Source organism: Nonomuraea sp. NPDC049400 (genome assembly GCF_044466425.1).
Lineage (GTDB): Bacteria > Actinomycetota > Actinomycetes > Streptosporangiales > Streptosporangiaceae > Nonomuraea.
Genome location: NZ_JBITMP010000009.1, coordinates 118,542 through 133,290, shown reverse-complemented (window position 1 = coordinate 133,290; position 14,749 = coordinate 118,542). Strand labels below are relative to the sequence as shown.

Genomic DNA, 14,749 nt, shown 5'->3' with positions numbered 1-14,749 from the left:
GATAGGCCCTGAGCTGCGGTTTCATCCAGAGTGATGGGTGGTTGCGAGACGCAAACGCAACCTTCCCGGAACCCGCCCGGCGACGTACAGCCGCTCCCCTGACACGGCGTCGGTGCCCCCGAGGAACCGGTACTCCTCGCCGGGCTCGTAGCCGGGGACCGAATGGGAAGCGGCCATCGACATGGCGGGCACCGTGACCGTGATCGAGTCGTCGCCCACGCGGTAGACCGCGGGCTCGCCAGGGTCGAGCTGCCAGGCGTGCTCGTCCAGGGCCATGGCGCCCGTCATCCGCCCGCCGGGCCGGAAGGCCAGCTCCAGCGCCCAGTCCACGGCCGCGCCCGCCAGGTCGACGGTCAGCTCGGCCCCGGTGTCCGTGATGGCCACGTGGACGGCGGTGGTCAGCGTGACCTCGTCCCGTGCGCGCCGGTCGAAGTCCATCGCCGCGCTGAACCGGCCATCGTCCACCAGCCCGTAGTGGCCGCGCGCGTCGCGGTTGTGATCCGCCATCGGCTGGTAGTAGGAGGCCGACACGGATTCCGTGAGCGTCGCGGTCGTGCTCCCCTGATCGCCCTCGACCAGGAATCGGGCGGCGCGGAACGGCCCCAGGCCGAAGAAGACACGCGAGAGGCGCACGTCCCCCAGGACGGCAGCCCCGGCGAACAGGCGCAGAAACGTCGGGGAGTTCGCCAGCCCGGAACGGATGCGTCTGTGGCGCGGATAGTCGGAACCGCCGAACACCACGGTCGTCGTCGCGGGCCGGTGGTCGACGAGCAGTCCCGCGGCGCCGAAGACACGCCGCCGCGGTCTTCGGGGCGGGACGGGCTCCGGCAGCTCCCGCGCGATGCCGGGGTCGAGGATCAGCTCCGTGGCCGCGCGCGCCGGTGAGACGACCCCCTGGGACAGCGCGAGCCCGGCCGCCCAGGCGAGGTCGCCCCGGCCGCGCAGCAGCGCGATCCGGCGCAAGGGGAGCAGGTAGGGCGCCAGGGGCAGCGGCTGCCGCTGGTCCTGGCGGCGCGACAACACCGTCTCGACCGACCCGTCCGGCAGCAGCAGATCGAGCGTGGCGTCCAGGTTCCGTTCGACGGCGTCGACCAGGTCGGGACGGTCGAACACCTCGGCGATGGCGAGCAGTGACGGGTTCGACACGTACGCGGCGTAGTTGGCGCTGCGTTCGGAGTAGAGCCCGTCGTCGTCGATGTCGACTCCCTCGGCCAGCCACTGGCCGACCCGTTCCGCCAGAGCCGGGTCGGGCGCGAGCCGGTGCAGCCTGGCCAGGGCGGCCGAGATCTCCCAGCGGTGGTTGGGGGTGTGCACCCCGCCCCGCGCCAGTGCCGGGGTGACCGCCGTCAGCAGGTCGTCGAGCAGGTCCGCCAGCCCGTGCCCGGCGGCGCCGGGAGCAGGCCGGCCTGGATGCGCTGGTTGATCAGCCACCGGGTCGCGCCGCAGCAGCCACAGGGCGTCGGCGAGATCGTTGACGCTGAACGCGGAGTCCGGCGGGGAGTCGACGTTGTCGCCGCCGGTGAACAACCCGCCGGGGCCCTGTAGCTCGCGCAGCCGGGCGGCGAGCCGGGCCGCGTGATCGAGGAGCCGGCTGTCCCGCCCGTACGCGACGAGGGCCAGGATCCGCTCGGCCAGCCCGCGGTGTTGCAGGTGACCCCAGTCGTCGCCTTCCTCGAGGATGGCCTTGACCTGCCCGGTCAGGGCAGCCTGGACCGCCGCGGTGAACGCGGCGTCAACATGCTTGTCGTTCATGTCTTCATCTATCGCCCATGAGCAGGTTCATCTGGAAGCTGTAGCGGGCCGCGGCGTAGACGTGCGTGCCGTACTCCACGGGCGTGCCGCTGTCGTCGTAGGCGACCCGCTCCATGGTCAGGACGGCGGCGCCCCGGCTCTCCCCGAGCAGCCGCGCCTCCGCCGCCGTCGCGTTGCGGGCGCCGACCCTCTGGGTCGCCGCGTGCAGCCGGATGCCGGCCGTCCGGATCAGCTCGTAGAGCCCGTGCTTCTCCAGCGCGTCGGTCCTGACCTCGAGCAATAACGCGGGCAGGTAATTACGCATCCTGGCCAGCGGCTGGTCGCGGGCCGTCCGGAGCCGCTCCAGCGCGATCACCGGCGCCCCCTCGGCCAGCCCGAGGGCTTCCGCGACGGCCGCGGAGGCCGGCTCGACGGTGTTGGACAGCACCGTCGTGGCCGGCTCCTGGCCGCTGCTCTTGAGGTCGTCGTACAGGCTGCTGAGCTCCAGCGGCCGCCGGACCTGGGACTGGACGACCCGGGTGCCCACCCCCCGTCGCCGCACGATCAGGCCCTTGTCGACGAGAAACTCCATCGCCTTGCGCATGGTGGGGCGCGACACCCCGAGCTGGTCGGCCAGCTCGACCTCGCTGTCGAGCTGGGTGCCCGGTGGCAGCATGCCGTCCGCGATGGCCGCCTCCAACTGCTGCGCCACCTGGAAGTAGAGGGGGACAGGGCTGGCCTTGTCGAGGTTGACGAGGGCGGCGAGCGACTCCAGCGGGGGGGTATCGGACATCATGATTGGCATTATGACAGGAGTTGTCCTGACTTTCTTACAAATATTGTCCTGACAAATCTTGCACCTCGGTGGGGAGCGTCCGAGTGTAGTGGACCCGGCCGAAGGCGCTGACCTTCACCGCCGCCCACCAGTGCGCTCCCGGCCGGGCGTCGCCCGGTGCCCGTACGGTGAAGCGCAGCGGGACGCGGCCTCCGGCGGGAACGGCGAAGCCCTGCGTCCACGGGCCGGAGAGCACCTCCCCGGCGCCGGCGCCCCATGTGCCGAACGGGCTGAGCAGTTGCGCCTCTCCGCGTACCTCGGTGCGCGCGTCATTGACAAGCTCGGCGGTGAGCGTCGCCCACCCGCCCGGCACGACCTCCAGCCCGGCCGGATCCAGCGTCACGGTGAGCGGCTCGCGGGGCTCCGGGTCGCCGACGGTCACGGTGACCACGTCCTCCAGGGTCTGGCCCAGTTCGTCGCGGATGCGGGCGGCGACGAAGTAGGTCCCGGCCGCGGCGCCGGCGGGTGGCCGCAGGACCGTCTCGAACTCGGCGTGTTCCTCGGCCTCCAGGTCGTACTTCAGGGAAGCGGGAGGAGCCGCCGCCCAGCCATCCGGCACGTCCAGCTCCACCAGGCCGACAGCGGAGCGGGCCGAGCAGGCGACGGTGACCCGCACGGTCTCCTCGTCGCCCGGATCCAGCCGCAGCGCCACCGGATGCACGTGAACCGCGACCGGCAGGTACCCGGCCGGGGCCGGACCCTTGTTGTGCAGCCAGTACCGGGTGAAGACCGGCTGGGCGGGCTCGACGTGGGCGGCCGCAGGACGACCCGGCCCCAGTGCCGCCCGCGCGCCCAGCGTGACGATCTCGGCGGGCCGCAGCGGGACCACCGCGTCGCCGGGCCGCTCACCCGCCCCCGCGAGCGTCGCCACCTCAGGCGTCGCCGCCTCAAGCACCGTGGCGACTTCGACGTCGGTCAGGCCGCCGTGCAGGCGTACGCGCGCCACCGCGGGCGACCCGGCCGACTCGTAGAGCCGCACGGTGACACCGGCGGAAAGATCGATGTCGCCGGACAGCCCCGACGCCATCGGGTTTCCGCGCGGCTTCAACGCGGTCAGCACCACGCTGGACGGCTCGACGCCGCCGAGGCTCGTCCGGGCGGCCAGCGGACCCGGCGCCGCGGCCACCTGACGCGCGAGCACCGCGTGGTTGACCTCCTGCCCGGCCTGTACGAATCCGGCGGCGCGCCAGTCACCGGCCCCGGCCACCAGGCTGTACTCGAAGGTGTGCGTCCAGTGCTGAAGGGAGAAGCTGCTGCCGTCGGGGGCCGTCCTGGCCGGGCCGTCGATCCAGACGCCGCTCGGCCACGCCCCGCAGGAGCGCATCAGCGAGACGTAGCAGGTGCCGTCGGACTCGGCCACGAAACCGGGCGTGCCGCGGTTGACCACGGCGACCGAGTAGTCGTCGACCGGCTCCGCGGTGCCGGGCAGTCCGGCGGGGACGGGCACGTCGATCACCGAGTCGGCGAGGTCGTCGATGACCTCGTCAAGGGCGGACCCGGCCACGATGAGCACGGGCAGATCCCGTACGCCGCGCAGGTCGGCGCCAGGAACCCAGGCCGCGCGCCGGGTGTGTCGGGCGGGCACGAACACGCGCCCGTGCCGTGCCAGTGCCTCCCTGCAGCCCTCCGGCGCGCCGGCGAGGACCTGCTCGGCGAAGGCGTTCGCGTCCGCGTCGCCGAGCACGATCCGCACGTCGGGCAGGTTGGAGTCGCCGTCGAGCGCGCCGTAGCGGGGGCCGTCCGGCCGGGTGAGCGTGGCGGTGACGCCGCAGGCGACCAGCCGGTCGAGCAGGGCGCGTACGCGGTCCCCGTCTCCGGACGCCACCACCTCGGCGACCCCGATCGCGTGGTGCTCGCGGCGTCCGTCCGCGAGCGACAGGGCGATCCGCGCCGTGGCCGACAGGCCCGCCCAGGTGTGCGCGGGGTTGTCCAGCGTGTACAGGTGCTCTCCCGCGTCGGAGTTCGGGAAGCCGAACGAGCGGCCGATCGCGGCGAAGCCGACCTCGCTGACCGGCAGCGCGCCGGGCAGGTCGAGGTCGAACCGCGCCCTCAGCAGGTGGTCGCGGCCGATCGAGCCGTCCACGTGGGTGCGGAAGTCGATCCGGCCGATCCCGTCCCACAGGGTCGTCTCCTGGGTGACCCGCAGGTCGGCGAGGCGGGTGACGGCCACGATCCGGCGACCGACCGGAGACCTGCGCACGTGTACGGTCGTGGCCTGTTCCCGGGTGCCGACGCCGGGTCCCTTCGGCAGCAGGTGCCACGGGCCCTCGTGCCAGACCGGATGCGTCTCGTACTCGTCCTGCAGGTAGAGCTCGCCACCGAGGCCGCCAGGACGCAGCAGTTCCCGGCCGGTCCGCCGGTCGAGGACGCGGCTGAGCGCGCCGCCCCGGGTGGCGTCGGCTTCGATCAGGAACGTCTCGTTCTCGATCGCGGCGCGTCCGGGCTCCTCGGCCCACCCGGCGGGCAGATCGGGCGCGGGGGCCAGGTGGTAGACGCGGAAGCCCAGCGACGGCACGTCACGGGCGACGAAGGTCAGGTTCAGCTCCGCCACGGTGCCGTCCGGGTGGCGCAGCACCCCCTCGGCCACCGCCGGGACGGGCTCGCCCCGGTCGTCGCGCAGCTCCGCGCCGGTCGTCCCCGGTTCGGGGAACACGACCCGCACGGTCGTGACGCCGTCGCGGTTCCAGGACAGCGTGTTGACGGCGAGGATCGCCCGGCCCGCGCCCCCAGTGTCGGCGTGGTCGGTGTCGGCATGGGCGGCGAGGCCCGCGATGGCGCCGTCCCGGGCCGTCGCGCCCAGCTCGTACGCCTCCCGCCAGCCCGCGAGCAGGTCCAGGTACACCTGGTCGGACTCGGTGCCGGTGATCGCGTCGTGGTGGGCGCCGTACGCCAGCAGCCGCCACGCCTTGTCCAGCGCCTCGCTGGGGTAGCGCTCGCCCAGCAGCGCGGCCAGGGTGGCGAGCCGCTCGGCGTCGAGCACGGCGACCTCGGCGGCCCGCTGCGCCTGCTTGGTGTCGATGTACGAGACGTCCTTGCCGGTGTAGACCGGGTTCATGTCCCGTGTCTGCGGGGTGATCCCGCGCCGCGGGGCGGCGGCGCGTACCGCGGCGAAGAACTCCCGGGGCAGGCCGACCCTGAACCGGGGCCAGACATAGCGGGCGGCCCATGCGCGGTGCACCTCGGTGCACCAGCGCGACGGCAGGTTGTGGTCGTGCCCGACGGGCAGCAGGACATGGGGTGTGGCCGCGACCTTCTTCAGCTCGCTGAACTGCTTGTACGCCTCAGCCATCGCCTCTTCGAGCGTCGCCTTGCGCTCCACGTCCCAGCCGGCGACGTAGTGGTTGGACATGTAGCTGGTGAGCAGCCCGCGCCCGGACGGCGAGACCCACTCGAACTCGCTGGCGAACTGCATGCGGGTGATGTCGCCGGTGTGCCGTTTGGCGCCGACCATGTGGAACGGTCCGCGCGCCCACGAGGCGGAGTCCAGCCCCGCGTCGGCCATCAGTCCGGGGAAGGCCGGGTCGTGGCCGAAGACGTCGAGCATCCAGGCGGTACGCGGGTCGCCGCCGAGCACGTCCCGCTGATAGCCGATGCCGTAGACCGCGTTGCGGATGGTCGACTCGGGGTGCGTCAGGTTGGTGTTGGGCTCGTTGTAGGTTCCGCCGACGAGCTCTACCCGCCCCTCGGCCAGGAAGCGCCGCAGTTGCTCCCGCTCCTCAGGAAAGACGTCCCAGAACGGTTTGAGGTAGTCGATCTCGGCCAGCACGAACTTGTAGTCGTCGTCGTGCCTGGCCGCGTCCAGGTGTGCGCGTACCAGGTCGAAGGCGGTACGGACGAACGGCGGCCGCAGCTTGCCGACCCACGGCAGGTCGGGCAGCTGGTGCCACACCTCGGTGAAGCCGGCCTGGGTGTTCCACCAGACCGGGTCGTAGTGGAAGTGCGAGACCATCCACATCGTCCAGCCGGTGGCCGCCGCCTCGACGCTCCCGTCGAGAGTGCGGCGTTCGCCCACGCCTTCCGCGACGGCGACGACCCGGTGGACGGAGCCCTCCGGCGCGGGCGCGGCGATGAGCACCCCCACCTCGGCCTCCCCGTCACCGGTGACCGTCACGGGCTCGGGCGTGGTGACGGCAGGACCCTCCACCCACACCCGTACCGGCCCCGCCACCTCGGTCAGGGCCACCCGGACGACCTGGCGTGGCGCGGACGCGGAGCCCACGAACAGATCAGTGCCCTGCAACGACGTGATTCGCATCTTCACTCCAGACCTCTGACCCGGGCGGCGTCAGCCGGCGTCCGTGTCGTGGATCCCGGGCACGGGAAAACGCTTTCGCGGATCCTATAGAGCCCCGGTTCGGCTCTGCCACCCGATATGCCCAGATTCACCGGCGGACGCCCAGGCGTGCCACTCGTTCCTGAGTCACCCGATATAGGCTCGCTGCCGTGGCCGAACCGATCATGCGCCCCACTGCCCGCATCCTCTTGGTCGACAACCACGACCGGATCCTGCTCTTCCTGGGGCAGGGGCCGACCAAGGTCCCGGACCTGGCCTGGTTCACCCCCGGCGGCGGGGTGCACAGCGGCGAGGACCTGGCGGTGGCCGCCGCCCGTGAACTACGCGAAGAGACCGGGCTGCAGGTCGAGCCGGAGGCGGTCGGCCCGCTGGTCGCCGTCAGCGAGGGTCACTGGATCAGGTACGACGACGCCATCTACTACGCCACCGACCACTACTTCCTGCTGCGCGTCCCGGACACGACCGTGGACATCTCTGCCATGGAAGAGCCCGAACGCTCTCTCCTGACCACCTACCGCTGGTGGAGCTTGGCAGAACTGCGGGCCACGACGGACAAGCTGATCCCGCGCAACCTGCCCGACCTGCTGGAGCCGCTGCTCAAGGGTGACGTCCCGGCTGAGCCGTACGTCATCCCCTGGCACCACCCCGCGCCGATCCTGCGCGTCGCCTCCCGCGTCATCCTGGCCGACGCCGAAGACCGAGTGCTGCTCTATCGCGCGTCACGAGCATCGAAGAACGGCGCGCACGCCTGGTTCACGCCTGGCGGCGGCCTCAACCCCGGCGAGACGCCCGATATGGCGGCAGCCCGGGAACTGCGGGAAGAGATCGGATACCGCGTCGATCCCGCCGCCCTCGGCCCGGCGGTGGCGCTGAACGCGGGTGTCTGGCTGCGCGATGACGGGGCCCTGATGCGCTCCGAACACCATTTCTTCTTCCACCGCGTCCCCGGCCTGGAGATCGATACCTCCGGCATGGAGGAGTACGAGCGCGCCCAACTCGATTGTTTCCGCTGGTGGACCCTGGACGAGCTGCGCGGCAGTACGGAGCAGATCCTCCCTGTCCACCTTCCCGACCTGCTGGAACGTCTGTTCGCCGAGGATGTCCCCGACGAACCTGTCCAGATGGCCTGGGATCGCTGACCGCCCGGCGCACGTGATGCCGGGAGTCGCTCAACGGGCGGAGCTGATGTCCCAGAACTCGACGCCCGCACTGGTCAGGCTGATGAGGACGTCGCCGTCGGGGGTGATGGCGACTCAGTCGCCGTCGCGTGACACGACCTCCGTCTCGACGGGGGTCATGTCCGGCCCGATCTGCTCGAAGGTGCGGGTGTTCCATAGCCGGACAGTCTTCCCGCCACTGGCCAGGATGGCGCCATCCCGGCTGAAGGCGACCGGGCCCATTTTCGCTTCCTCGGGTACTTTTCGGGTGAGCCCGATCTGCGTGTAGGTCTTGGTGGAGTAGAAGCAGAGCTGCCTTTCTTGAAAGCTCATCATGGCCACGGTCTGACCGTCTGGCGCGAGAGCTGCGGGGGAACCGGTGTTCGAACAGGGAGTGATGGGGAACTGGCGACGGTGCTTGCGGCCCCCCTCGATCAGCTCCATGACGATCCACGGGCGTCCGTCGTCACCCACGAGACGGTTGTACACCGTCACGATCCCTGGGTGCTTCAACCTGGCGGCGGCCCTGGCCTCGCGCTCCATCCGCGCGTACAGGTTGCGCCGATCCTGTTCGGAGATGTGCTCTGGAAGCCGCAACTCCTTGACCGCGACCGGACGCCCCAGCTCCACATCCAGTGCCCGCCACACGGCACCCATGCCGCCCTTGCCGAGGGGGCCCAGAACGCGATATCGCCCCGCCGAGATCCGCTGAAGATCTTCGCCCACGGGGCCACCATAGCTGGGCACTTGAGACAAAGAATCCGAATTGGTTGAACGCATGATGTTTTCGCCAGTCATGCCTCCTGGTCAATGCCGTCCTCTGTGCCCGTGCCGAGGGCGGGGATGCGACGGCATCCCCGCCCGATGAGTCTCAGGCGTCGGCGTGCTCGGCGTTCTGGGCCTGCAGCTCCGCCTGCCGCTGCACCTCCTGGATCTGCTCCTCGGTGACGTTGAGGTCGCCGAACTCCTTGACCGCCTGGTAGTACGTCCAGGCGAGGCCGTTGCAGGTGGACTTGGAGACTCCCGAGTACTTCGCGCACACCTGCTTCATGTCGAAGTAGAACGCGTCATCGATGCGTGACTTGTTGGCCGGGAACTGGTTAACGTCCTTGTAATTGCGGTAGCCGAAGTCGTGCCGCCTGCAGGACATCCGGAAATCGAATCCGAGCGGCTGGTCGGGGCTGCTCGAGCACAGGTCGGTCGACCAGTCGAAGGCGTAGTCGGCCCATGCCGCCTGGTTCTGCCAGGCGGACCGCCAGGCGGTGGCGCTGGCCGAGGTGGGCTGGCTGAATTGGGAGAGCGCGGCGAGTTTCTGCTGCAGGGTCACCGCGTGCGCCGGTAACGCGAAGCCGAGCACGGTGATCAGGGAGAGGACGACAGCGGTGAGGGATCGTCTGGCCATGAGGACCTGCTCCTGATGCCGGGGGGAGGGACGTCCTCACGATGACCCGAAACGGCCGGAAACGCAGAAGCAGATCTTGCTCAATTCCGGAGGCAGGCTTCGCGCAAGATCCATCTTTACAAAGGGCCGTTCTTCTGTCAGCGGCCTAAGTCAGCGAGCGGGATCTCCGGGACAGCAGGAGACGGACCGACCAGCCGAGCGCCCACAGCAGGAGCAGGGCCACGAGCGGGCCGCCCAGGATGATCGTCAGCCCGGCGCCGATGTTGGCGCCGAGCGTCCCCGCCGTGACCACCCGCCCGCCGGCTCCCGCGATGGCTCCGGCGACCAGCGCCGGCAGGAGCGCCGCCCACCAGCGGCGGTCGAACCGGCGGCGCCGGGAGGCCCCTACGAGCAGGGCCAGCGTGCCGGCTGTCACCAGCCCCGCCACGATGCCGACGGCGCGCTCGGCGCCCTCGCCGATGGCCGGCGGGTGGATCGCCCGGTCGAGCTCGGTGCCCGGTGGAGCCGCCACGCTCAAATCCCCGACCAGCCACCAGACGACCACCGGGGTGGCCAGCACACATGCCGCGGCGGCCACCACGAGACCCCATCCCGTTTTCTTCGTCACGCCGGTCCGATGCCCTCCAGAGTGAAGTGCGCGTTCCAGTCCTTTACCCATTTCCGGCCGAATCCTTCGGCGGAATTGAGTGGCGTGGCGTCCGCGTCGAACTTGCCCGTGGCCGGATCGAAGGCGAATCCGGCGGCGGTCTCCTTCTTGACGTGGTACGAGTCGAAGTCCGGGTTGAACGTCTTGTTGCTCAGACCGCCCGCGTCGTCGGTGTAGGCGAAGTCGCCCGAGGCGATGCTCACCGACCGGGTCAGCACGTTGTGCGACGGCACGTACAGGGAGTCGGGGTTCCGCCACACGTACGATTCGGTGCACTCCGTGGTGCCGATCGCGGTGCAGATCCGCCCGCTCGAGTCCGCGGGGACGTACCAGGACCGGATGTTCGGGTACTGCCTGCCGTAATGCCGGTACCACTTCTCGACGTTCTCGCGCGTGTTGGTGAATCCGGTGCCGTCGCCTGCTTTGAGCATGTCGTTGAAACGCTCGACCACGACCTTCGAATTGGGCACCGGCAACTTCAGCCCGCTCTCGTGGTAGAGCTTGTCGTGCCCGACGTACGTCACGTCCTTGAACACGTTGTCGGACGCGACGTTGCTGTGGCCCGACTGGAAGAACAGCCCGTGCTGGGCCCCGTCCACGAAGTTGTGGTGGACCACCATCCCCGACATCCCGTCGTCCATGTAGACGGCCTGGTTGCCGGCGCGGCCCACGTTTTTGAAGAGGTTGTAGGAGATCACGTTGTTCAGGAACGTGTAGTCGCGGCCCGCGTAGATCACCCCCTGGTCGGAGGCGTGCGTCACGAGGTTCTCGAACCTGTTGTGGCTGATCTCCATGTCGTTGCCCATGATCTGGATGGCCATGTGGGGGGCGTCGTGGACATGGTTGTAGCGGAAGGTGTTGCCGACGCCGTACATGTAGCCGGCGGGGGTGTAGGTGGCCAGTTTCGAGAAGTCGTAGATCTCGTTGTGCTCCACCACATGGTCGCCGCGCTGCAGCGAGTCGCGGTCGCCGCCGGCCGTGAGCACCCCGCCGCCGCCCAGGTCGTGCAGCCTGCTGTTGATCACCCTGTTGCGGTGCCCGCCCCGGCTCGTGCGGTACTCCGCGATGGCTGTGATCGCGTCGTTGGCCTCGCCGATCGCGACCGCGTCCATGCTGACGTTGAGGATCTCCAGGCCGTCGATCGTGCAGGACTCCGCGTCGAGCAGGCGGACGCCGGTGCCCGTGGTGCCGTTCAGCTTCAGCCCCTTGAGCGTCACGCCCTTCACGTTCTCCAGCGTGAAGAACGGCGCGTCGAAGGAGGTGAGGCTGATCTTCTTGCCCTCGACCGTCCCGCCGGGCGGGTAGTAGTAGAGGGTGTTGCCGCCGTTCCAGCGGTCGATGTAGTACTCGCCCTCCGCGTCGAGCTCGCTCAGCACGTTCTGGGCCACGAACGAGGTCCACTTGTCCGTGGCGGCGTACATCGTGGGGTAGCGGGTCCTGAGCTCGTCCCCGTTGACGGAGTCGATGCGTACGCGGTCGTTGGCGTAGTTGTTGCCGAAATAGCCGGAGAGCCAGCCGTCGGTCTCGTACCTCGTGTTGTCCGGGGTCCCGCCGGGCGGTGCCCATGTGGTGCTGCGCTCCTTGAGCGCGGGGTCGACGGCGGTGTAGACGGGGCCGGGCAGCTTGAGCATGTCCTCGTACGGCATGGTGGTGCCGTCGGCGGTCTTGTCCGAGAAGTAGTCGCGGGCGCCCTTGGGCGCCACCTTGACGGTGAGGTCGGCGCGGTCCAGCTTCTCGCCGCCGTTCGGGTACTGCGCCAGCGTCTGGGCCACGTCGTCAGTGATCAACTCAGGCGCGTACGGCTGCGGCTTCCAGTTGAACCCGTTCTTGTTGATCTGCCCGGTGGGGATGCCCTCGGCGCCCAGGTCGTAGACGTAGACCTTGTCGTACGCCGAGCCCGGGACCCGCGATCTCGACGACCACTTGGCCTCGCCCGCGGGCACGTCGCTCAGCCTGCGGAACTTCTCCGGTTTGAGCGTGGTGACCCCGGCGAACTCGACCTGCTCGCCCGGATAGGCGGCGTAGGTGACGTGGGAGTTACGCGCGCCGCTGAGCTGGATGGTCTTGGCGGTCTGGTAGACGCCGCCCCTGATGTGGACGACGCCCGGATCGCGGGCGCCCGTCCGGCCGGCGAGGGCGTCCCGGGCCTGCTCGACGGTCGCGAACGGATCCTGCTTCGTGCCGGTGGCGCCGCTTCTGCCGTCAACTGAGACGTAGACGATGCTCTTGCCGGATAACGGCACCCCGGTCGGGGAGAGCAGTGTGGCCGCCAGCAGGACACCTAACACTCTGCTCGGCATGCTCGGGCGAACCTCCCTCGGCCGCCGTCCGTGGCAGAATCTCTCCCCCTGGTGGCCAGTGGTTTACAAGATCAGAAACACTGACTTAACTAAGGTTAAGGGTGTCCAGTATACTCACGGTAATGTAGTGACAAATGTGAAATGAGGGGCAATGGCGCTGAATCCCGGCGGTATCGGTCCCGATGACCTGGAGCGGGTCGCGCGGGAGGCCGACCAGGCGCTGCGGCAGCTCTCCGGCCTTCAGGACAGGCTCGACACGGTCCGCGGCACGGGCACGTCGGCGGACGGGCTGGTCGTCGCGAGCGCCGACGGCTCGGGCCGGATCGACTCGATCAAGCTCAACCCGCGCGCGATGCGGATGGCGAGCGAGGAGCTGGCGGAGGCGTTGCTGCGCGCCATCAACGCCGCGCAGGACGACTGCGCGCGGCAGACCAACGGGCTGATCGCCGACTCCGGCGTGGACGTCGGTGGTAACCAGGCCGCGTACGAGGCGATGGAGCGCCAGGTGCTCGAGACGCACGCCGCGATCATGAGAGGGATGGAACGCTTCAGCCCAGGGCATGGTCGAGGTTGAAGGCGGCGCTGATCAGCGCCAGATGGGTGAACGCCTGAGGGAAGTTGCCGAGCTGCTCGCCCGAGCGCCCGATCTCCTCGGCGTAAAGGCCCAGGTGGTTGGCGTAGCTGAGGATGTTGTCGAAGACCCGGCGGGCCTCCTCCAGACGTCCCGCCCTGGTCAGTGCCTCGACGTACCAGAAGGTGCAGATCGAGAACGTGCCCTCCTCCCCCTGTAGTCCGTCGGGGCTGACCATGGGGTCGTAGCGGTACACCAGCGTGTCGGAGACCAGCCCCTCGGCCAGGGCGTCGAGCGTGGACAACCACTTGGGGTCGGTGGGCGAGACGAACTTGGCCAGCGGCATCATCAGCACCGACGCGTCCAGCACGTCCTCGTCGAAGTGCTGGACGAAGGCGTTCAAGGTGGACGACCAGCCGTGCCGCATGATCTGGCGGTACATGGCGTCGCGAGCCTCCCGCCAGGTCGGCACATCCGCCGGGAGCCCGCGCTGGATGGCCACGCGGATGGCGCGCTCCACGGCCACCCAGCACATGAGCCGGGAGTAGACGAAGTTCTTGCGGCCGCCGCGGGTCTCCCAGATGCCCTCGTCAGGCTGGTCCCAGTTCTTGCAGACCCAGTCGACCAGCCCGCACAGCTCGTCCCAGCGGTCGCTGGAGATGGGCTGGCCCCACTTGTTGTACAGGTAGATGGAGTCGATCAGGGCGCCGTAGATGTCCATCTGGAGCTGGCCGACGGCGGCGTTTCCCACGCGTACCGGGGCGGATCCGCGGTAGCCCCTCAGGTGGGTGAGCTCGCGCTCGGGGAGCTCGGTGCGGCCGTCGATGCCGTACATGATCTGCAGCGGGCCCGACTGCCCGCTGCGGCCGACCGTGACGTGCTTCGACAGGAAGCTCATGAACGCCTCGGCCTCCTCGGTGAAGCCCAGCCTGAGCAGGGCGTACACGCAGAAGGCCGCGTCGCGCACCCACACGTAGCGGTAGTCCCAGTTGCGCCCGCCGCCGATCTGCTCCGGCAGGCTCGTGGTGGCGGCCGCGACGATCCCGCCGGTCGGCGCGTACGTGAGCAGCTTCAGCGTCAGCGCGGAGCGGTGCACCATCTCCCGCCAGCGGCCGCGGTAGCGGGAGGCGGACAACCAGTGCCGCCAGTAGCGCACCGTGTCGTTGTACGCCTTCTCCGCCTCGATGAGCGCGCACGACTTCGGCCCGACCCGCTCACTCACCCGGTCGAGGGCGAAGACGGCCTGCTGGCCCTCGGTGAGCTTGAACCGCGCACGGACATCGCGCCCGTCGCTCTCCAGAGGCACGGTGGAGGTCAGCCTCAGCGAGAACTCGGGCGACTCGAACGCGGCCTGCCCGTCGGTCAGGTGCACGGTGTGCGGCTGGGAGCCGTAGTCGAACCGGGGCGCCACCCGCACGCGGAACGGCAGCGCGCCGCGCACGCACAGCACCCGCCTGATCAGCCGGTGCCGGTCGGCCTCGCGCGAGTCCTCCTCGGCGATCGGCATGAAGTCCTGGACCTCGGCCACGCCCTCGTCGGTGAAGAAGCGGGTGACCAGCACATTCGTGTCGGCGACGTAGAACTGGTTGGTGCGCACGGGCAGGTCGGCGGCCAGCTCGAACGACCCGCCGCGCTCGTCGTCCAGGATCGAGGCGAACACGCTGGGCGCGTCGAAGCGCGGACAGCAGTACCAGTCGATGGTGCCGTCCGTGCCCACCAGGGCGACCGTCCGCAGGTCGCCGATCAGCCCGTGCTCGCCGATCGGCAGATATCCCATGTCATCAAACTAGACGCGACAAGGTCGGCAGTTGCC

At 69.8% G+C, this 14,749-nt stretch carries 10 protein-coding genes; 2 read left to right on the top strand and 8 right to left on the bottom strand.

The features are described 5' to 3' along the window. Positions 1-21: 21 nt before the first annotated feature. From ACIBVN_RS15955 to ACIBVN_RS15945, 3 genes are read right to left on the bottom strand one after another with little or no spacing between them, the layout of a single operon-like run. Positions 22-1,752 carry a hypothetical protein gene (locus ACIBVN_RS15955; protein WP_397136876.1) on the bottom strand — a complete coding sequence of 577 codons (1,731 nt, stop codon included), beginning with the start codon at positions 1,750-1,752 and terminating at the stop codon, positions 22-24. A gap of 4 nt (positions 1,753-1,756) precedes the next feature. Continuing rightward, on the bottom strand, positions 1,757-2,527 hold the full coding sequence (locus tag ACIBVN_RS15950; protein WP_397136874.1) for a GntR family transcriptional regulator: 771 nt from the start codon (positions 2,525-2,527) through the stop codon (positions 1,757-1,759). 34 nt (positions 2,528-2,561) lie between these two features. Continuing rightward, the gene (locus ACIBVN_RS15945) at positions 2,562-6,821 is read right to left on the bottom strand and encodes an NEW3 domain-containing protein (protein ID WP_397136872.1); all 4,260 of its coding nucleotides are present in this window, start codon (positions 6,819-6,821) and stop codon (positions 2,562-2,564) included. A gap of 188 nt (positions 6,822-7,009) precedes the next feature. On the opposite strand from ACIBVN_RS15945, the gene ACIBVN_RS15940 reads away from it, so the two are divergent. Next, a complete protein-coding gene (locus tag ACIBVN_RS15940) occupies positions 7,010-7,999 on the top strand; it encodes an NUDIX hydrolase (RefSeq protein WP_397136870.1) in 990 nt (329 codons plus the stop codon). Positions 8,000-8,113: 114 nt separating this feature from the next. Here ACIBVN_RS15940 and ACIBVN_RS15935 read toward each other — a convergent pair whose 3' ends face one another. The 4 genes from ACIBVN_RS15935 to ACIBVN_RS15920 form a co-directional block, all read right to left on the bottom strand. Next, entirely contained in the window at positions 8,114-8,815 is a 702-nt protein-coding gene (locus ACIBVN_RS15935) for a hypothetical protein (RefSeq protein ID WP_397136868.1), read from the bottom strand. A 73-nt stretch (positions 8,816-8,888) separates the two neighbouring features. Continuing rightward, positions 8,889-9,419, bottom strand: coding sequence for a phospholipase (locus ACIBVN_RS15930; RefSeq protein WP_397136866.1), 531 nt, complete (start codon positions 9,417-9,419; stop codon positions 8,889-8,891). Between the two features lie 145 nt (positions 9,420-9,564). Continuing rightward, complete coding sequence (locus ACIBVN_RS15925) at positions 9,565-10,026, bottom strand: hypothetical protein (protein WP_397136864.1); 462 nt, start codon at positions 10,024-10,026, stop codon at positions 9,565-9,567. After that, complete coding sequence (locus ACIBVN_RS15920; RefSeq protein WP_397136862.1) at positions 10,023-12,365, bottom strand: right-handed parallel beta-helix repeat-containing protein; 2,343 nt, start codon at positions 12,363-12,365, stop codon at positions 10,023-10,025. Before ACIBVN_RS15920 ends, ACIBVN_RS15925 begins: the two co-directional genes overlap by 4 nt. A gap of 151 nt (positions 12,366-12,516) precedes the next feature. On the opposite strand from ACIBVN_RS15920, the gene ACIBVN_RS15915 reads away from it, so the two are divergent. Beyond that, positions 12,517-12,939, top strand: coding sequence for a YbaB/EbfC family nucleoid-associated protein (locus ACIBVN_RS15915; RefSeq protein ID WP_397136860.1), 423 nt, complete (start codon positions 12,517-12,519; stop codon positions 12,937-12,939). Here the strand turns inward: ACIBVN_RS15915 and ACIBVN_RS15910 are convergent. Then, positions 12,914-14,713: a glycoside hydrolase family 15 protein gene (locus ACIBVN_RS15910; protein WP_397136858.1), complete on the bottom strand. Its 1,800-nt coding sequence runs from the start codon at positions 14,711-14,713 to the stop codon at positions 12,914-12,916. The genes ACIBVN_RS15915 and ACIBVN_RS15910 overlap by 26 nt on opposite strands. Positions 14,714-14,749 lie beyond the last annotated feature (36 nt).